The sequence below is a fragment of the Limnohabitans sp. DM1 genome (assembly GCF_001269385.1).
GTDB lineage: Bacteria > Pseudomonadota > Gammaproteobacteria > Burkholderiales > Burkholderiaceae_C > Limnohabitans_A.
Genome location: NZ_CXOO01000022.1, coordinates 302552 through 323677, shown reverse-complemented (window position 1 = coordinate 323677; position 21126 = coordinate 302552). Strand labels below are relative to the sequence as shown.

Below are 21126 nucleotides of genomic sequence, written 5' to 3'. Positions count from 1 at the left end.
CACGCAAGCACTGCAGTGGACAAGATGCGCCGGATCGAGCAGAAGACCGACAAGTCTCTCAAGGGCATGCGCTGGACTTTGCTCAAAGACACAGCCAAGCTCAAACCGGAGGCGGCAGCTGAACTGGATGCGTTGATGGCCAAGATGACCGTCAAACGCACGGCCAGGGCGTGGTCCTACAAAGAGCAGTTGCGTGAGATCCTTGATCGAAAGCAGATCAACGTTGTGCGAACCATGCTGGACCACTGGTGCACATGCGTGATGCGCTCCAAGGTCGAACCGATGAAGGACGTTGCCAAGATGATCCGCGCTCATATGGAAGGCATCGTGGCCTGGGCGCAGACACGCCAGACCAACGGATTCCTCGAAGCCATCAACGGTTTGTTCCAGGCATCCAAGCGTCGTGCGCGTGGGTTTACGCGAATCACAACGATCAAGACTGTCATCTTCTTGATCGCCGGGAGACTCGACTTCCACGCTATCAATCCTCATGCTGGGCAACCCACTTGAAATTCATCAGAGCCTTGCTTTATTTGTATGACTTTGGCGACGACTGGGAGCACGTCATCACCCTCAAGGCAGTGGTGGAGACCGACGCCCCGCTGCCGCACTTGCTCAAAGCGCAAAACGGTTGCCCACCCGAGGACTGCGGTGGCCCCGGTGGGGCAGAGTACTGGGCCGGTGTCTGGTACGACAAAGCCCACGCAGACCATCGCGTGGCACTGGAGATGTTTGGGGCGCACGAACCCGGTTGGTTGGACTTTGAGGCACTGCAAAAAGCGGTGACCAAGTTGCAGCCCAAATCGCGCCGAGTCAAATGAATTCGCACACTCAGGCATCCCAAGCTGTCAAACTGTTTGAGTCCACCCGCGTGCGCTCGCATGGGGATGCCGCGCAAGAGAAGTGGTATTGCTCTGTGGTGGATGTGGTGCAGGTGCTGACCGACAGCAGCATTCCCAAACGCTATGGGAGCGACTTGCGTCGCAAGTTGGAGAAGGAATCAGGCCAACCGTACGAAGAAATCGTACGGTTGAAAATGCCCCCTGCCGACGGACGTTTGCGCGAAACCGACGCCGCCGATGTGCCCACACTCTTGCGCCTGATCCAGTCCATACCCTCACCCAAGGCCGAGTCATTCAAGCGCTGGCTGGCCAAGGTGGGGCATGAGCGCATGCAGGAAATGGCAGACCCCGCGCAAAGCCTGGACCGTGCTCGCGAGAACTGGCAAAAATCAGGACGCGGCACCAAGTGGATTCAGCAGCGCATGACGGGGCAAGAAACCCGCAAGAAGCTGACCGATGACTGGAAAGAAAGCGGTGTTGAAAAGGCGGATGAATTCGCGCTGCTGACCCACATCATTCACCCAGAATGGACGGGTTTGAGCGTGCAGGCGCACAAGTGACGGGCAGTAACTTTTTACGGCCTGGCCAATCAAAGCCCGCACAACTCCCCGCCACACCCCAACGCAAAACCAATAATTCGCAGAAAAAAATGACCGATTTGCTGACCCCTGAAGCTTCACTTCAACCCGCCGCCCCCGAAGGCGACCACTTGGGCGCCTACGCTCAGCGCGCCTACCTCGAATACGCGCTGTCCGTCGTCAAAGGCCGCGCCTTGCCCGATGTGTGCGACGGCCAAAAGCCGGTGCAGCGCCGCATTTTGTATTCGATGGACCGCATGGGTTTGTCTTACAGCGGCCCCAACAACAACACCGCCGCCAAGCCGGTCAAAAGCGCCCGTGTGGTGGGCGATGTGCTGGGCCGTTACCACCCGCACGGTGACACCGCTGCGTACGACGCGCTGGTGCGCATGGCGCAAGACTTTTCGCAGCGTTACCCGCTGATCGACGGGCAGGGCAACTTTGGCAGCCGCGACGGCGACGGCGCGGCCGCCATGCGTTACACCGAAGCGCGCTTGTCGCGCATCACCAGCTTGCTGCTCGACGAGATCGACATGGGCACGGTGGACTTCATCCCCAACTACGACGGCTCCACCGAAGAGCCGCGCCAGCTGCCCGCGCGTTTGCCGTTCAGCTTGCTCAACGGTGCCAGCGGCATTGCCGTGGGCCTGGCCACCGAGATCCCCAGCCACAACCTGCGCGAAGTGGCCGACGCCTGCGTGGCCTTGATCCGCAACGACAAGCTGAGCGACAGCGAGCTGACGGCCATCATCCCCGGCCCTGACTACCCCGGTGGCGGTCAGATCATCAGCCCGGCCAGCGACATTGCCGACGCCTACCGCACCGGGCGTGGCAGCCTCAAGGTGCGCGCCCGCTGGAAGATCGAAGACCTGGCCCGGGGCCAATGGCAGCTGGTGGTGACCGAGTTGCCACAAGGCGTCAGTTCGCAGCGCGTGCTCGAAGAGATCGAAGAACTCACCAACCCCAAGGTCAAAGCCGGTAAAAAAGCGCTCAGCGCTGACCAGGTGTTGCTCAAAGCCAGCATGCTGGCCGTGCTCGATGTGGTGCGTGATGAATCGAGCAAAGACGCTGCCGTGCGCTTGGTGTTCGAGCCCAAGACCAGCCGCATCGAACAGCAAGAACTCATCACGGCCTTGCTGGCCCACACCAGCCTGGAAACATCTGCGCCCATCAACATGACCTCGGTGGGCATCGACGGCAAACCGATTCAAAAATCACTTCGCCAGATGCTTGTGGAGTGGATCAGCTTCCGCCAGACCACCATCACCCGCCGCAGCCAGCACCGCCTGAACAAGGTGCTGGACCGCATCCACATTCTGGAAGGCCGTCAGCTGGTGTTGCTGAACATCGACGAGGTGATCCGCATCATCCGCCATAGCGACGAGCCCAAGCCCGCGCTGATCGAAGCCTTCAAGCTCAGCGACCGTCAGGCCGAAGACATCCTTGAAATCCGATTGCGCCAACTTGCTCGTCTTGAAGCGATCAAGATCGAGCAAGAACTGAGCGAGCTGCGGGGTGAACAGGGCAAGCTCGAAGAAATTTTGGGCAGCCCTGCCGCGCTGCGCCGCCTGATGATCAAAGAGATCGAAGCCGATGCCAAAACCTTTGCCGACCCGCGCCGCACGCTGATCCAGGAAGAGAAAAAAGCCGTGGCCGAAGTCAAGGTGGTGGACGAACCCGTGACGGTGGTCGTCTCGGAAAAAGGCTGGGTGCGTGCCCGCACCGGTCACGGCCACGACGCCACCAGCTTCGCCTTCAAGGCGGGCGACGGCCTGTATGGCACCTTCGAATGCCGCACGGTGGACACGCTGCTGATTTTTGGCAGCAACGGAAGAATCTACAGCGTGCCCGTTGCCACCTTGCCTGGTGCCCGTGGCGACGGCCAACCGGTGACCACGCTCATTGAGCTGGAACCCACCACGCAAATCGCCCACTACTTTGCAGGCCCGGCCCACGCCACGCTGCTGCTCAGCGGCTCTGGCGGCTACGGCTTCATGGCCTCGGTCGAGAACATGGTCTCGCGCAACAAAGCGGGCAAGGCCTTCATCAGCCTGGGCGAGGGTGAAACCATCTGCGCGCCCAGCCATGTGAGTGGCAGCAGTGCCACCGTGCCCGCCGACAAGCAGCCCATGCCCACCGCCACCAGCGTCTGCTGTGCGAGCACCGGCGGTCGGGTGCTGACCTTTGAGATCAGCGAACTCAAGACCCTAGAAAAAGGTGGCCGGGGCCTGATGCTGATTGACCTGGAAGCCAAAGACAGCCTGGCCGGAGCTGCGGCCTACACCCGCAGTGTCAAGATCGAAGGCATCGGCCGAGGCGGCAAAGAGCGCGAAGAAACGCTTGAAATCCGCAGCCTGAACAACGCCAAAACCGCTCGCGCCAAAAAAGGCAAAGTGGCCGATCTGGGCTTCAAGCCGAATCGGGTGACGCGGGTGGAGTGATCCGGGCAGCGTGATGCTTTTTTAAGCACGCCCAGCCAGCCCTTGTCTGGCGGGGCTTTGGCGGCTTGTCCAAGCACTTGTCCACAGCTTTGGGCACGGCGATTGGGGACAGTTTCAGGGGACTTGCGCCCCTTGTGTGTGTTGGCTCACGCAATCCCTGCTTTGGAGGGAAAAGTACCGGTCCATGTTGATTGTTAAGCCTCATCGACTTCGATAGGATGAATCAGACCAGCTGCTTTGACTTTTTGTTAGAAGCGGCTCAAAAAAGCAACAAGGATCAACGGATGGGTGCTTCTCGGGGTCAACTTGTGATCATGGCGCCCTTGTCGGGTGTTTTGGTGGATTTGGAGTCGGTGCCCGATCCGGTCTTTGCCCAGAAGTTGGTGGGTGATGGTGTCTCCATAGACCCGACCTCAGATGTGCTCCTGGCCCCCGTCGCGGGCACCATCACTCAGCTGCACAAAAGCCACCACGCCCTGACCATCACCACAGCACAAGGTGTTGAAGTCTTGCTGCACCTGGGCGTGGACACCGTCACCCTCAAGGGCGAGGGGTTTACGGCTTTGGTGCATGTGGGTGATGCGGTGTCTGTAGGGCAAGCCTTGGTGCGCTTTGACATGGACTTTGTGGCCCGCAATGCGCGCAGCTTGTTGACGCAGGTGGTGGTTGCCAATGTCGACAAAGTGTCTCGCTTTGTGCCTGCCACTGGTTTGGTTGAGGCAGGCCAGTCAGTGGTTTTGACCTTGGAGTTGGCCGATACCGAACCCTCTTTGGAGTCGGTGTCACAAGACCTGGTCTTGGGCGATCCTGTGGTGTTGCCCAGCCCGGCGGGTTTGCATGCGCGCCCCGCTGCGGTGCTGGCGGCGCAGGCCAAACAGTTTCAATCCGATATTCGATTGGTGTTGGGGACGCAAGAGGCCAATGCCAAGTCCTTGGTGGCCATCATGGGCCTGGGCACGGCGCATGGCGATGTGCTGCACGTCAAAGCCCAAGGCGTCGATGCGGCAGAGGCGGTGCGCTGCGTCTCTGCCATGCTGGCCCAAGGTTGCGGGGAGGAGGCTGGGCAAGTGCCAACACCACTCATGCCCGTGCTCGAATCCGCTGCCCCCATGCTGGCCAGCACCGGAAAGACCTTGGGGGCTGGCACTGCGAGTGTGTTGGCGGGCGTTTCGGCCTCGCCCGGCCTGGTGGTCGGGCAGATTGTGCAGTGGCGTGCCCCCAGCGTGGAGGTGGTCGAGCAGGGTGGCACCGTTGATCAAGAGCTGGCCAAGTTGGAAGCCGCATTGGCGCAAGCGCATCAGCAAATTGATGCGCTCAAAAGCACGTTCAAGGATGCTGCGCAAGTGAACATTTTGGCGGTGCACCAAGCCCTGCTGGAAGACCCGGATTTGCTGGAGCAGGCGATACAAGTGATCTCGCAGCAAAAAAGTGCCGCCTTTGCCTGGCAATCAGCTTTTATCAATCACGCCGAGCGACTCGAAAATTTGCAGGGCAGCAGCAATGCCTTGTTGCGCGAGCGGGGCAAAGACATCCGCGACGTCGGCAGGCGTGTTCTGGGTTTGCTCGCGGGGGTTGAACGCCGGCAGGCCACGCTGCCAGAACAAGCCATTGTGATGGCCGAAGACCTCTCGCCCTCTGACATTGCAGGCGTTGACCGCAGCAAACTGCTGGGGTTTTGCACAGTCAGCGGCGGGGCGACCAGCCATGCGGCCATTTTGGCGCGCTCTTTTGGCATTCCGGCCATTTGTGGCGTGGACCAAGCGGCGCTGTCTTTGGCGCCAGGCACGACCGTGGTGCTCGATGGCGACCAAGGGCTGTTGTACACGCAGCCCAGTGCGCAAGTGCTGAGCCAGGCCCGCCAACGCATCGCTGAGCAAGCCGATTTGCGTGCCCAGGAAAAACGGGGGGCGCAAGCACCGGCCAGCACAACAGACGGGCAAGCGATTGACGTGGTGGCCAATGTGCGCAACCTCCAGGAGACGCAAGAGGGCGTGGCCCATGGGGCGCAGGGCGTTGGGCTGCTGCGCTCAGAGTTTTTGTTCGATGACCGCGCCAGCGCGCCCGATGAAAATGAACAAGCCGCAGCCTATATGGCCATCGCCCAGGCCTTGGGGCCGCAACGCAGCTTGGTCGTTCGCACGCTGGATGTGGGGGGCGACAAGCCCTTGTCCTATTTGCCAATACCCCCGGAAGCGAACCCTTTTTTGGGGATGCGCGGTATCCGTGTCAGCCTCGATCAGCCCGAGATGCTGCGCACCCAGTTGCGTGCCATTTTGAGGGCGGCACCGCTGGTGCACATGCACATCATGTTTCCCATGGTGGCCTTGGTGGAAGAGTTGCGCCAGGCCAAGGCCATCTTGGCGGAAGAGCAAAAGGCGCTCGGGCAGCCCCATGTTCGGGTGGGCATGATGTTGGAGGTGCCTTCTGCGGCCGTCATGGCGGAGCAGTTTGCTCGGGAAGTGGATTTTTTCTCCATTGGCACCAACGATTTGACGCAATACACCCTGGCGATGGACCGGGGCCATCCCAAGCTGGCCAAACTGGCTGATGGCTTTCATCCGTCGGTGTTGAAGATGATTGCCATGACGTGTGCCGGAGCCCGGCAGCATGGGAAATGGGTGGGCGTGTGCGGTGGCATGGCCTCTGACCGCATGGCGGTACCGGTGTTGATGGGCTTGGGCGTGCGCGAATTGTCTGTGTCTGTGCCCGCCATTGCGGCCATCAAAGCCTGGGTCCGAAGTTTGTCGTTGGCGACTTGCCAAGCCTTGGCCCAAGAGGTGCTGCAAATGTCCACCAGTGCCGAAGTGCGTGCCCGGTTGGCGTCGTTTGCAGAGGGGCTGTCCCCCATGCAAGCCTGCGATGAAAACAAGGAGTGATGCAGATGTTTGACAAAGCGCTTTCGCGGTTGAAGAACATCGGTCAATCGCTGCACAAGGCCCCAGCAGGCGGGCAAGAAGCGGCGGTGGCAGCGCATGCAGCAGCCCAATTGCAGGGCGCAGTCCTTGCAAAAACGCAGACATCCGATGCGGCCGCATTGCGCCAAACGGCAGATGCCATTTGGGCCTGCCTGGGCGGGCCAACCAATGTGCGTGCATTCGAAGCCGTGGCCGGTACAAGGCTGCGGGTGGAACTGGCAGATATCACCCAATTCAACCCACAGCAGGCCAAGCTGGCGGGTGTGTTGGCGGTGGCCCAAGTGGCCACACAGGTCATGCATTTGATTGTGGGGCCCCAGGCACCTTTGATAGCGGCAGATTGGCGTGCGCGCTGGCGTGTTCCATGAATTTCTCAATCGCTCATGTGTGAAGCCTCAGGGCATGCAGAGGGCATGGCCTGCTGGTTCAAGCATTTTGTCCATGTCGAAAAAGGGGAACTGTCATGAATATTCTGGGTTACCTTCAAAAAATTGGCCGAGCCCTGATGGTGCCCGTGGCCACACTGCCTGCAGCGGCCATCATGATGGGCGTGGGCTATTGGATGGACCCTGATGGCTGGGGCTCGGGCAATGTCGTGGCGGCCTTCTTGATCAAGGCGGGTGGGGCCATCATTGAAAACATGTCGATCTTGTTTGCGGTCGGGGTGGCTTACGGCATGTCCAAAGACAAGGATGGCGCCGCCGCTTTGACAGGGCTGGTGGGCTTTTACGTGCTGACGACGCTGCTGTCACCAGCGGCCGTGTCACAAATACAGGGCATTGCCTTGGACCAGGTGCCCCCAGCTTTTGGCAAGATCAACAACCAGTTTGTGGGCATTTTGACCGGCGTGATTGCGGCCGAGCTTTACAACCGCTACAGCCAAGTGGAATTGACCAAGGCCTTGGCGTTTTTCAGTGGCCGCCGCTTGGTGCCCATCCTGATGTCGTTTGCCATGATTGCGCTGTCGGTGGTGTTGATGGCTGTCTGGCCCTGGATTTACAACGGATTGGTGCAGTTTGGGTTGAGCATCAAGGACATGGGGCCTGTGGGGGCTGGTATTTATGGGTTTTTCAACCGTTTGTTGATTCCTGTCGGTTTGCACCATGCCTTGAATTCGGTGTTCTGGTTTGACGTGGCGGGCATCAACGACATTCCCAACTTTTTGGGCGGCGCCAAGTCATTGGCTGAGGGGCATGCTGTGCTGGGTGTCACAGGCATGTACCAAGCGGGATTTTTCCCCATCATGATGTTTGGCCTGCCGGGCGCTGCGCTGGCCATCTACCAGATGGCCCGGCCCGAGAACAAAGTGCGCGTGGCATCCATCATGGTGGCAGCAAGTTTAGCCTCTTTTTTCACGGGCATCACAGAGCCGCTGGAGTTCTCGTTCATGTTCGTGGCCCCAGTTTTGTATGGCTTGCACGCGCTGCTCACGGGCATCTCGGTCTACATCGCGGCCTCCATGCACTGGATTGCAGGCTTTGGCTTCAGTGCTGGCCTGGTGGATTTGGTGTTGTCGTCCAAAAACCCCTTGGCAACCCAGTGGCCCATGCTGCTGGTGCAAGGCTTGGTGTTCTTTGGCATTTATTACCTCGTTTTCCGTTTTGCCATTTCCACCTTCAATCTCAAGACGCCGGGACGCGAAGATGCCGAGATCTTGGCCACCTCAACGACCACTTCCACGACCAGTTCCTCTGGCATTGCACCTGCGAGCCCGGCCACTGCGCTCACGGCTGCGGCCGAGGCCCAAACGGCCCCTGCAACGAAGACCCGCACCATGGCCGAATTGGGCCAGGCCTATGTCGACGTGGTGGGTGGGCCCGAGAATTTGGTGAATATCGATGCCTGCATCACACGTTTGCGTTTAACGGTGGTGGACTCCGAGCGGGTCAATGCCGCCAGCGCCAAGACCTTGGGCGCAAGTGGGGTGATCAAATTGGACAAGCAAAACGTGCAAATCATCACCGGCACCCAAGCCGAACTGATCGCAGGGGAGATGCGCAAACATCTGGAGGGCCTGGCTTCTGGCAAAAGGACATGACATGACTCAAACAGTTGCGGGCTGCATTTTGACCCCTCAGGGCTGGGTGCGTGGAGACATGCGCTTCACGCAGCGCATTCAGGCGATTGAAGGCACGCATGTTGCCGAGCCAGCTTTTGACGAAGCATTGGTCTTGCCAGGATTCGTGGATTTGCATGTGCACGGCGGCGGCGGGGCCGATGTCATGGACGGACATGGCGCGATGGACACCATTGCACGCATCCACGCAGGCCATGGCACCACCAGTTTGCTGGCGACCACGATCACAGCGCCACGCAGCGATATTGAACTGGCCATGGCAGACGTCGGCCGTGCGATGCAAAACCCCATGCCCGGTGCGGCTCACATCCTGGGCATGCACTTGGAGGGGCCCTTCATCAGTCCCGCCAAATTGGGCGCTCAGCCCGATGTTGTTCGATTGGGCACCACACAAGAGGTGAGCGCTTTGAGCGCCTTGGCCCGCATCCGGGTGCTGACTCTGGCACCGGAAATGGCGGGGCATCTGGACTTCATCCGTGAGCTGGAGGGGATGGGCATCCTGGCTCAAATCGGCCACAGCAGTGGCAGCTATGAAGACGGTGTGGCGGCTTTGAACGCGGGGGCGAGCGGCTTTACCCATTTGTTCAACGCCATGAGCCCTTTGCACCACCGGGCTCCCGGCATGGTGGGCGCGGCCTTGGCACATGCGCAATTCGCGGAACTCATCCCCGACTTGCTGCATGTACACCCCGGCGCCATACGCGCTGCCCGCAGGGCGATTCCCAAGCTGTTTTGTGTGACCGATGCCACTTCAGGCACGGGCATGCCCGATGGCACCTATCACCTGGGTTCGCACACCGTCACCAAGTGCATGGGCGGTGTACGCCTGGCCGATGGCACTTTGGCCGGCAGCGTCTTGACCATGGACCAAGCGCTGCGCAACCTGGTGTCCATCGGAATACCGCTGCGCGAAGCGGCGCTGCATGTGTCGACCCATGCGGCTGACTATCTGGGCGAACACGAGCGCGGTCGCCTTCAGCAGGGGGCTTATGCGGATGTCATCATGATGTCACCCGACCTGCAGCTGAGCCATGTTTTTGCCCAAGGTCATGCCGTGAACTTGGCCGTCCAATGAATTTTTGCCTCTTGGCCCAATTGGGCCGTGAAGGTGTTGTTGTGGGAGCCCGCCATGGAAATCATCATTCAAGCCTCAGCCCAGGCGGCCACTGAGATCGCTTCACGCACCATTGCACATGTGTTGCGCCGTAAGCCCCATGCGGTGCTGGGACTGGCCACGGGCAGTACCCCCGTGCAACTCTACAAATTGCTCATTGACATGAACTTGGACTGGCGCCAAGTGAGCTCCTTCAACCTCGACGAGTATGTGGGCTTGCCCAAAGCGCACCCGCAGTCGTACCACAGCTTCATGTGGGCCAATTTGTTCAAACACATCAACATCGACCCACAAAACGTCCACATTCCCGACGGCAATGCACCAGATATGGCCTCGCATTGTTTGGCCTACGAGCAAAAAATCCGCCAAGCCGGGGGCATTGATTTGCAAGTGCTGGGCATCGGCACAGATGGGCACATTGGCTTCAATGAGCCCTCGTCCTCACTGGGCTCGCGCACGCGCATCAAAACCCTGACCCGACAAACGCGGCAAGACAATGCCCGCTTTTTTGGCAACGAAGACCAAGTGCCCAGCCACGTCATCACCATGGGCATAGGCACCATCATGGATGCTCGGCAACATGTGCTGCTGGCCTTTGGCCCTCACAAAGCCCGCGCAGTGGCCCAAACCGTCGAAGGCCCCATCACCGCAATGGTCCCAGCTTCAATCTTGCAGATGCACCCAGATACCCGTGTCTATCTGGACCCAGAAGCCGCAGAGCAACTTCAGCGGTCCGATTACTACCGCTGGGTTTTTGAACACAAACCACTTTGGCAGCGGGTCTGACAAGGGCTTGGGTTTTTATCGGTCACAGGTAGAAGACTTCGGTGTTAATGATTTTGTAGCATGTGCTGGTCAATCAGCAACTGGGCTGATGCGTCAGTGGTGCCGTTGAAGACGGCGTAGGAATGAGCACCCTGATTCACCACGGCTGCGGTGTCGGTCCACTCTCCTTTGGTAAGCATCAGCATGTCGTTGGCAGCGCCCGTCAGCATGAGCTGATGCACGCCGTTCGTGGCGGGCAGACTCAAGACATCGGTCATGGTCAGAGACACCATATTGGCAGCAGTGTCGGTAACCATGTCGATATGCTCGAGGCCCTTCACAATGCCACTCGATTTCATGCCCATGAGGACAGTGGTCAAGTCCAGGTTCTGGCCGTTGTTCAGCGAATAGACATTAGTGGTCAAAGCATCGGCTGTGGCTGGCAAGCCCAGCACCGCCAACTCTTCGTTACTCAATTCGTAAGGCTTGTTCTGCAGTATCGCCGCTTCTTCAAGCTGCGTTTTCTGGGCCTCCAACTCCCTCGGCTCGATATCCTCTTGCACCGCTTGGGTTTGGAACCAAACGTCCACAATGTCACGTGTCTGGCCGTCTGCCGTGGTGAACTTGGAAAAACCTTGCAAAGCATTGCCGTTTTGATAACTCACAGCGTTATCGTGGCCTAGATCAATACTGATCACTCCCGCGTCAGTCAAACTCTTCAATTCGCCTTCATCGGTGTAACCGTCGGTATCAGCATCGACCCAGACTCGCAATTTGTCAAAATCACGGTCTTTCGAATCGATTTTTCCGTCAAGGTTGCTATCCAAGTCGGCCAAAGCATCCCAACCTGTGCTGGCCAGCGTGCCATTGGCCAACAAGGTGTTGTTGCCAAACAGTTCAGTGCCATTGTTGATCTTGCCATCGCCGTTCAAATCCATCACCAGCAAACCATCTTGCTGACTCAGCCAGCTAACTTGCTGCTTGGCGCCTGAATTCAACAGATCAAATTCAACCGCACGATCCAAATCGAAGGTTTGAATACCATCGCCGTTCAAATCCAGGACCAACGGTGTCGCGTACTTAACCTCTGTGAGCAGCCCCCCACCTGAGCCAGAAACCGCTGGACTGTCATATCGCAGCCCCCCACCAATGACATAGGTAACGGTGCCTACAGTAATTTCAGCATGAACGACTTGTCCATTACCCGCTTCAATGGCATTGAAATTATGGCCGTTAAAGTTTCCAGTATCGGTTGTGGTCCCCGTGAACTTAAGCACATCATCAACATACAACTTGATGGTTGAACTGGCAAAAAGGCGAGGAGTTGTCCCGGACGGATCATTGAAACTCACTTTGACTTCCCCCTTTTGCGTGGAACTGTTCCACGTTTGGGCCGCGGAGAAGAGCTTTGCGTTGGATGCAAGAGTCACTCGCGAGTCGGCAGCGACGTTGAGTGCAAAAACATCGTTGACTGACAAGCTTCCATCTGAAGCCGTGACGGTCACGTTGAAATTGCCAGACGCAGTGGGTGTACCGCTGAAGGTTCTGGTTGCAGCATTAAACGTCAACCCTGCAGGCAGGCCCGAGACAGAGAAAGTCAGATTCGAGCTGTCCAAATCGCCAAAAGTTGTGGTCGGCATCACGAAAGTAAATGCCGTGTTTTGCGAAGCAGACATATCGACAATCGCATTGGTTACCGTTGGCGCATCATTGGCACCGGTCACACTCACCGTCAACCTGGCCGTGCTGGAAAGACCACCAGCATCTCTGACGGTGTAGGTAAACACATCATTTAAAGCTGCACTGTTTGTATTCAAGGCCTGCACCGTAGCGTTGGACTGATTCACTGCATATGTGTAACTGCCGTTGGCGCCGATGGTGAGCGTGCCGAAGCTACCCACAATGACCGTGCCGTTGGCACTGGTGGTGCTGGCGGTCACAGCTGTGCCAGCACCGTCGGCGGTGCCAGCCTTGATGTCCTGCACAGCTTTGGTGTCACCGCTGTCGGCGTCGGTGTCGTTGGCCAACACGTTGGGCGTGTTGGTGAAACCCGGTGTGGTGGAGCTCAAGGCAGCGCCCGCAATGGCGTTGGCCGCACCACCGGCTTCGCCGATGTTGGCCGTGTCGTTCACTGCAACGGGTGTGTCGTTGACGTTGCCGAAGTTGTAGGTATTGGTCACCACCGCCGACTCGTTGTGGGTCGCGCTGGTGTCCACCGCCTTGAACTTCAGGCTCACCGCACCATTGAAGTTGGCCACTGGTCTGAGTTCGACTTTGCCCGCGTTGATGTCCGCAATGGTGACCAAGGTGTTGGTGGTGATCGCCACGTTGTTGAGCAACAAGGTGGCCTTGGCCGCGTCAGGCAGCTCGGTAAATATCACACCCTTTTGAGCGTGGGCGTCATCGTCGGCGTAATTGAACTTGAGTGAGCCGGTGAGGATCGCGCCAGTGTCTTCGGTCAGACCGTTGGTCGTTCCGCCTGAGATGACGGGCGCATCGTTGGCACCGTTGATCGACACCGTGACCGTGGCCGTGCTGGTCGCACCGGCCGTGTCTTTGACGGTGTAGGTGAACACGTCATTGATGGCTGAGCTGCCCACCGCCAGGGCTTTGACCGTGGCGTTGGCTTGGTCCACCACGTAGCTGTAGCTGCCGTCAGCGCCGATCTTGATCGTGCCGAAGCTGCCCACCACTTCCGTGCCGTTGGCGCTGGTGCTGGCCGCAGTCACGGCCGTGCCTGCACCTGCGGCGGTGCCTGCCTTGATGGCTTGCACCGCTTTGGTGTCGCCGCTGTCCACATCAGTGTCGTTGGTCAACACGTTCAGGGCGCTCACGCCGCTGGTCGTGGAGGTCAAGGCAGCACCTGCTGTGCCGTTGGCGGTGCCACCGGCTTCGCCGATGGTGGCCGTGTCGTTCACGCCCGCAGGGGCACGATTGGTATCCACCGGCTGGATCACCGTGTCGGTCGCCGTCGAGAACGCGCTCGTGCCGCCGTTGGTGGTGGTGTTGAAGAAGCCCGCCTCGGTGCCTTGGGTTTGGTCCCAGCCTCGGATCGTCAAGGCGCTCACGGAGGTGGTGGTCAGGCCCGAGTTGGGTCGGTAGTACACGCGGTTGTCCGCGTCTGCACGCAGCAACAAGGCGTTGCTGTCGCTCAGGGTGGCGGTGACTTGGGTCCAGGTGGTGCCGCCATTGGTGCTGAAGAACAGCTGGCCTCGGGTGGTGTCCACACCGGTGATGGCGATGCCTTCTGGCACATTGGCACCGTCGGCATCGGTCACGCCGTCGGTCAAGCTGCTGACCAAGCTGCCCACCGCGCCCACAGGTGTTGCACCTGCGTTGCTGACGGTGGCCAGGTTCAGATCGGTGTCGGCCAACACCGGGGCCACGTTGGCTGTCACCGTCACACCCGACTTCACAATCAATTGCGATTTCGTGGTGACGTTCTGCCAGACCACGTAGTCCGATGTGCCGTCGTTGACCGTACCTGCATTCGTCCAATTGCCCGTGGTCAATCGGATCGACACGCTGTCAGCGCTGGTACCGTCCACTACCACTTGGTGGAATCGGGTGGTTGCTTCCAGGGCAGTACCCGATACATTGGTCCAGGTCTTGCCGTCGGCACTGGCGCTGGTGTTGATCACGTTAAAACCAGCCATATCGTTCACGTCGCGTGCCGTGATCGTCAGCGTGTTCGCTGCCGAGTCAGTGGCCAGGTCGATGCGCTCGATGTTTTCGAGGCGGCTCTTTTCCTCAAAGCCGGTTGCACCGATGTTGCTGATGGTGGTCAAGTCCAGGCTGGCACCACCGCTCAGGCGGAGGGTGTCAAAGCCTGTGCCGCCGTCGGCCATGGCGCGTGTCGTGCCCGTGTTGGCGGCCAAGGCCGTCACATCAGAGGCGGTCAGCACGATGGTGTCATCGCCCTTGCCTGCAGAGAATCGGTCGGTACCACCGCCACCGGTCAAGGTGTCGTTGCCCGCCGTGCCCAGCACCACTTCGTCGCCAGCGGTGCCCGTCAGGTTGGCCGCGTTGGTGATGAAGTTGGTACCGCCCAGGACGATGCTGTAAGAGCCTGATACATTGCCCAGCCAAGGTTGGCCCAAGATCAGATCGTTCAGACCATCGCCGTTGATGTCGCCAGCGCTGGAAACAGAGCGTCCCAACCAGGTGGTGGTCTGAGTGCCGCCATAGGTCAGCTTGAAACCGTCGCTGGCTGCAATGGTGCCGCTGCTCAGGTTCAAGCTCGTGCCGGTGGAGTTGCCGTAGACCACATACACCTCACCAATGGCACCGCTTTGGGTGCCTTCAACTGGGTTGCGGAACGAGCCGATGATCAAGTCGCCCAAGCCGTCGCCGTTCATGTCGCCAGCGCTGGCCACCGATTGGCCAAAGCCCGATTGTGTCTCGCCCGTGATCATGAAGCCCAGGCTCGGAGCGATGGTGCCGTTGCCACCCAAACTGACGGTGTTGCCCGTCGAGTTGCCGTAGACCACATAAGCCCTGCCCGCAACGGTGACGGTGCCGGGTGCGCCCACGACCAGGTCGGCCAAGCCATCGCCGTTGACGTCGCCTGCACTCGAGACCGACGTACCCAGCTCACCATCCGCTGGTGGGCTCGTGATGGCAAAGCCTCGGCTGGCGGCAATGGTGCCACTGGCCAGATTCAGGTTGGCGTTGGTTGCCCCGCCGTAGATCACAAAATTGCGCTCTTCAGAACCCACGATGACATCGGTAAAGCCGTCACCGTTGACATCGCCAGCACTTGAGACCGATTGGCCCAAGAATGAAACGGGGTTGCTCGCTCCACCTGAAACACCCGTGATCACAAAACCATCACCGGCGGCAATTGTGTTGCTGCTCAAGTTCAGCGGCATGCCACCCGTTTTGCCATAAATCACGTAGGCAGCACCTGACTGACCCGCAATATTTTGCGCGCCAACGATCAGATCAGCCAAGCCGTCGCCGTTGACATCGCCAGCGCTGGACACTGACCCGCCAAAAACTGACTGGTTGGTGGAAATGTTGCCAGTGGCCCCCGTGAGCTTGAAGCCGTCATTGGCCGCGATGGTGCCGCTGGACAAATTCACGGTGGCCCCCGCTGCCTTGCCATAAACCACAAAAGCCATGGGCGTGTTGTTAATCGGTCCACCGACGATGACATCGGCAAAACCATCACCGTTGATGTCGCCAGCGCTCGACACCGACCTGCCCAGGTTGATGTCAGAGAAGCCAATGATCTTGAAGCCGTCGCTGGCCGCGATACTGCCACTGCTCAGGCTCACCGCTCTGCCCTCTGCATTGCCGTAAACCACATAGGCTGCACCGGGGCTATCAGTTGTCGACTGCGCCTTGTAAGGAGCACCCACAATCATGTCTTCAAAACCGTCGCCGTTGACGTCGCCAGCACTGGACACGCTGAAGCCCAGACCCACACCCGTCTCACCCTCGTTCGGGTTAATCGGAATGCTGCCATCCGAGTTTTGCGTCGTGAAGTTGAACGTCGTGTTGTTGGTGATGCCCGCAAAGGCATTGCCCGCCAAGTCCTGCACCGCCGTGGTGGCCACGCGCACGTAGTAAGCCGTGCCGCCTGCCAGGTTGGCATTGGGGTTGAGCGTGAGGGTGTTGCTGTTGAAGCCCGTCAATGTGCCGCCTGCGCTGCCCACGCCGGTCGCCACGTTGAAGCTTTCAAACAAGGTGCCGTCAGCGCGGTAGACCTCGATCAGACCCGTGCCCGCTTTCACCGCTTCGCTGAAGGTCAGCGACAGGTTGTTGCCCACGTTGGCAAAGGCCACCGTGCTGTTGTCCACCGGCGATGTGCTCGTCAGGGTCGGCGCTGTCGTGTCGAGGCTCACCGCCTGGACCACGGTGTCGGTCGCTGTCGAGAACGCGCTTGTGCCGCCGTTGGTGGTGATGTTGAAAAAGCTCGCTTCGGCGCCCTGGGTCTGGTCCCAGCCACGGATCGTCAAAGCACTCACGCTGGTGGTGGTCAGGCCCGAGTTGGGTCGGTAGTACACACGGTTGTCCGCATCTGCACGCAGCAACAAGGCGTTGCTGTCGCTCAGGGTGGCGGTGACTTGGGTCCAGGTGGTGCCGCCATTGGTGCTGAAGAACAGCTGGCCTCGGGTGGTGTCCACACCGGTGATGGCGATGCCTTCTGGCACGTTGGCACCATCGGCATCGGTCACGCCGCCGGTCAAGCTGCTGACCAGGCTGCCCACGGCACCCACGGGCGTAGCGCCTGCGTTGCTGACGGCGGCCAGGTTCAGGTCGGTGTCGGCCAACACCGGGGCGGTGTTGGGCGTGGCGCGCAGGGTGAGCGTGTTACCGCTGTAAGGCGTGCTGCCGCCGTGCAATGCGCCCGACACGTTGATGACCGCGCCAGACGTTGGCGCTGTGGCAGCCGAGTCGTCCACCAAACGCGCCACCAAGTCTTGCTTGTTGATGGTGGACGTGTTGCTGCTGGACGGCACAAAGCGCACCAAGTCGCTCTTGGCCAGGAACACCGAGGTGCTGTCGCTCAAGCCCGAGGCCAAATCAATCCAGGTGGTGCCACCATTGGTGGAGTACTGGTACTTGCCCAGGTTGGTCAGGTCGGTGCTGCTGCCCGCTGAGGTGATGACCACGCCGCGCATGCTGTCCAAATCGGCATCGGTGTAGGTGGGGCCGAACAGGGCGTCGACGGAAAGCGCGGGAGTCGAGCTTGTTTCTTTGGCCGTTGTCAAGAGCGCATTGAAACCAGCAGCTGAACCTGTTACAGCGTTTTTGAGCGTGATGCTGTTGATGATCCCGCCGGGAACGTCCGCCGCATTGATGGTCAGATTGGCGCTTTTGATGATGTTGTTAAGTGGCGCGCCAAGGTGTCCCTCAGCGGTAATCACTGGCGTGATCGTTTGATCCGTGAAACTGATGACATTGCTCAAGTTTGACTGCTGCAAGGAGAAGGCAACACCGTTGACAAAAACCTGCAAGGTCTCACTGCCTTTGCCAGCCAACACCACCGATGAGCCCTCGATTGTGCCGTTCGGTGTGTTGTTCAGCGCGCCGATATTGAACGTCAAGGCGCTCATGGGCTGGCTGAAAGCCAACAGAACAGTTTCGACAACGTCGTTTTCACCAATCGTGGAACCAGAGCCATTGCCACTGACCGTCACGGTGGAACTTGTCCCAGGAATCGCATGCGCTCCGTTGGGTATAGCCACACCTGATCCTGTAGAAGTCAGCCCACCGAGACTTGCAGCACCCAGTGCGTTCATCACCACACCATCCGTGTCCGTGGACTCAGGCGCGCGGTTGACCAAATTCACGGTCACGGTGTCGCCATTTCCGCCGCTGTTGCCGCCGCTGAACGCGGTGCTGCCGCCGTTGACACTGGCGTCAATGGCGCTGCCGGTCGACGTGGCGTTGTAGCTGGCAGTACCAGTTTCGCCAGAGTTGTCGATCAAGCGCACCGTCAGGTTTTGCGGGTTGATCACATCCACGCCCGATGCGCCAGCGTATCGGATCAAAGCCGTTTTGTCGGCGTAAATGGCTGTGCCATCGGTCAGGCCACCTGCCACGTCGGTCCAGGTAACGCCGCCGTCTTTGGACAACTGGTAACGGCCCAGTGTGCCGATATCAGCGCTTGTACCGGCCGCCACAATGGCCACGCCCTTGAAGGCAGCGCTGGCTGTGCCGGCAGTGTTGGCATCGGTGAAGCTGAACAGCGCGTCGCTGGCACCATTTTGCGGGCCAAACAAGCCCTCAATGCTGATGGCTTGACTGAAAACAGGCGCAGCCGTGGCCGATGCCGTGGCAGTGACTACGCTGACCAAGCTGTCCACAAAAACGGTGGCGCCGCTGAGGCTGTAGGCCGTGTAACTGCGACCCGGTGTGAACTTGTAGTTGACACCATAGGTGTTGCTCAGGTTGGTGGCCGTGTCGGTGGCGCCCACGGTCCAGTTGGCCAAGTTGACGAACTGTGCAGTGTCTCCGGAGTTGCCACTGATTACCAGCAACTTGCTTTCATCAACGCCCAGCGTTTTGGCATTGTCTGTGCCACCAGACAAGGCCAAGACAGAGGTCAGGTTGAGTTTGATCGTGTTGTTGGTGGCCGTGCTGGTCGGACCAGTGATGTCAATGCTGTTGAAGTTGCTCAGCTTGCCAATGACGGTGCTGTTGGTCAGGTCCAGGGTCACGCCTGTGCCAGCCGTGGTGTTGGTGATGCGCAAAAAGTTCACGCCGGTGCCACCGTCCACAACCATGGTGTTGTTCGCGCTCAGGCTGTTGACGTTGTCGGTGTTCAAAATCACCGTGTCGTTGTTGGCGCCCGCATAAATCTGATCGGCCCCACCGCCAGCGGTGATGACGTCAGGGAAGTCGGTGCCATAAATGGTGTTGGCGGCTGTTGAACCCGTGACGGTCAAGCTCGCACCATCCGGTCCATACGTACCTTGTTTGATGGTTGAGTAGGACAGGAAGACCGTGGCAAAGGTGTTGTCAAAATTGTCGTACCAACCGGTCAGCTTCAGGGTGGAATTGAACACCACACCGCCATCGGCCGTGGCTGCGATGACCAATTTTTCCGTGGCCACCTGTGTGGCCCCAATGGGATAAGACCCACCGTTGGTCGTGTCATTCACAGCCCCGACAAGGCGTGGGTCTTGGTAACTTCCGGTCCACAACTGCTCGCCAGCGGCCGAGTACTTGCGGATATAGACCTGGTTCTGCTCGGTCGTCGTATTGTTGCCGGACACACCATTGGGGTTGGTCCGGATTTTGACTTCGCCTTCGAGCCAACCCACGGCATACGATCCATCGCCGTAGCCGATCAGCTGTACCTTGGTCTGGTTGAAGCCACGGTCAAGTGAGACTGTGGCACCTTTGGGCGAACCATCGGCGTTGAACTGCTGAATGTGCACGCGCGGGCCGGCATTGTTGCTGCCCAACCAGGCCACCACATAAGAGCCATCTGTGCCCGTGCTGGCCACCTGTGGCTCTGTGTCTGCCGTACTGGTGTTGCCAATGGCTTCGAGCTTGGTGGCTGCACCATCACGCACACCACCGACATTGAATTTCTGGACATAAACGCTGGTGTCACCGTTCTCATCCACACCCGACCAGCTGACCACATACGCGCCAGAGTTGCCCACTGCAGTGACCTTGGCCAAGGAGTCAGCACCGTTGGTCACACCATTGGCCTCAAGTTTCACAATCGGATTGCCGGTCACCGAGCCCGTTGGCGAGAGTTTTTGCACAAAGACGCTGTTGTCGCCGTTGCTGTCCACACCCGTCCAGGTGATGACCGCCGAGCCGTCGGCCGAGATCGCGGTGATCTGAGGGTCGAAATCAGCCGCCGAGGCGCTGGCCGCATCGCCATTGAGCGTGACCTGCGGATTGCCGGTCAAGGTGTTGTTCGCGTTGACCACCTGGACCTTGATTGAATTGCTCTCTGCCCAAGTCACCACATAGGCACCGCTGGTGCCCAGGCCTGCCACTTTGGGTGCGGCGCTGGTGTTGGTCGAGATGCGCAGACCATCGTTGAGGAAAGCGCCGCTGTAGATCCCGTTGACCGGTGTGCCATTGGCGTCGAACCGCTGAGTCAAGATACCCCGGTTCAAGCTGCTCCAAGCCAACACATAAGAGCCATCGCTGCCAACTTCGGCAAAGTCGGGGCTCTTGTCCCAGACTTGCGATGTATTGGTCGCGTTGGGGGTGTTTTGCGTGGAGATCAGTGCGCCGCTGACCGCCAACCAAGGTGTGTCATTCCACGCTGGTTCTGCGGGGTTATTCGTCCGACCTGCAGCAGATACCACCTTGCCGGTCGACAAGGTTTTGAGCAATGCATTGTCTTCGGTGATGTCGTGTGAATCGAACCCACCCACCGAAACAGAAGGTGCTGTTTGTGTGCCATAGGTTTGCAAGCCTACGCCGCCTGTGCCTGCCATACCCATTTCATTGGTGTAGCTCTTGTCGGCCAGGGTCAGCACCGTGGTGTTGGCGCCTGTCGTCGGTGTTTGGGCGCGGACCGTCCATTCGGTGAAGAAGTCCACACCATTGACCGTTGTCTTGGTGCCCGCCACACCGGCCAAAGAGCCTGCCACCAGGCTGCCATTGGTCACGGTCAAATCGGATTCGGTCAAGCTGGATGCCCGAATCGGCTCGCTGAATTTGAGCGTGAAGGTCACGGCCGTGTTGTTGGCCACACTCGAAGCCGCTTGGTTGTCCGTGATGCTCACGGACGGTGCAGTGGCCGCAATGCCAAACACGTTGCTCAGCACCGTGGGGTTGGCCACCGGGGCGATGTTGCCATCCAGGGTGTAGGTAAAGGCGCTCGATGTGGCGCTGGTGTTGTTGGCCGCGTCCACAGCTTGCGCCGTGATGCTGTAGTTGCCGTTGGCTTGCGCCGCCGTGGGCGTGAA

10 protein-coding genes (1 of these 10 running past the window's edge) are annotated in these 21126 nt (G+C 59.3%); 9 read left to right on the top strand and 1 reads right to left on the bottom strand.

Translation table 11 applies throughout. The features are described 5' to 3' along the window. The 9 genes from AMM33_RS09110 to nagB all read left to right on the top strand — a co-directional run. Nucleotides 1-510 (top strand): transposase (locus tag AMM33_RS09110; protein WP_194945351.1); only part of this gene is annotated, 510 nt, incomplete at its 5' end. After that, nucleotides 507-821 (top strand): IS1096 element passenger TnpR family protein, encoded by a 315-nt coding sequence (locus tag AMM33_RS09105; RefSeq protein WP_090140517.1) that lies wholly within the window; start codon nt 507-509, stop codon nt 819-821. The genes AMM33_RS09110 and AMM33_RS09105, both read left to right, overlap by 4 nt. Next, nucleotides 818-1402 (top strand): BRO family protein, encoded by a 585-nt coding sequence (locus tag AMM33_RS09100; RefSeq protein WP_090140515.1) that lies wholly within the window; start codon nt 818-820, stop codon nt 1400-1402. The genes AMM33_RS09105 and AMM33_RS09100 overlap by 4 nt, the downstream gene beginning before the upstream one ends. 89 nt (nt 1403-1491) lie before the next feature. Continuing rightward, nucleotides 1492-3861: a DNA topoisomerase IV subunit A gene (gene parC / locus AMM33_RS09095; RefSeq protein WP_090140589.1), complete on the top strand. Its 2370-nt coding sequence runs from the start codon at nt 1492-1494 to the stop codon at nt 3859-3861. Between the two features lie 284 nt (nt 3862-4145). Beyond that, nucleotides 4146-6737, top strand: a complete 2592-nt coding sequence (ptsP, locus tag AMM33_RS09090) for a phosphoenolpyruvate--protein phosphotransferase (RefSeq protein WP_090140588.1) — start codon at nt 4146-4148, stop codon at nt 6735-6737. Next, nucleotides 6737-7144 (top strand): PTS sugar transporter subunit IIB, encoded by a 408-nt coding sequence (locus AMM33_RS09085; protein ID WP_090140513.1) that lies wholly within the window; start codon nt 6737-6739, stop codon nt 7142-7144. Before ptsP ends, AMM33_RS09085 begins: the two co-directional genes overlap by 1 nt. Nucleotides 7145-7239: 95 nt before the next feature. Next, nucleotides 7240-8814, top strand: coding sequence for an N-acetylglucosamine-specific PTS transporter subunit IIBC (nagE, locus tag AMM33_RS09080; RefSeq protein ID WP_090140510.1), 1575 nt, complete (start codon nt 7240-7242; stop codon nt 8812-8814). 1 nt (nt 8815) lies between these two features. Beyond that, entirely contained in the window at nt 8816-9928 is a 1113-nt protein-coding gene (nagA, locus tag AMM33_RS09075) for an N-acetylglucosamine-6-phosphate deacetylase (protein ID WP_090140507.1), read from the top strand. 54 nt (nt 9929-9982) lie between these two features. Continuing rightward, entirely contained in the window at nt 9983-10753 is a 771-nt protein-coding gene (nagB, locus tag AMM33_RS09070; protein WP_090140585.1) for a glucosamine-6-phosphate deaminase, read from the top strand. Nucleotides 10754-10797: 44 nt separating this feature from the next. On the opposite strand, the gene AMM33_RS09065 is transcribed toward nagB, so the two are convergent. Then, nucleotides 10798-21126, bottom strand: the 3' end of a protein-coding gene (locus AMM33_RS09065; RefSeq protein WP_090140505.1) for an Ig-like domain-containing protein. 24672 nt of this gene lie beyond the right edge of the window; 10329 of the gene's 35001 nt are visible here — the last part of the coding sequence; its start codon lies beyond the right edge, outside the window — the gene reads right to left on this strand; the stop codon is at nt 10798-10800.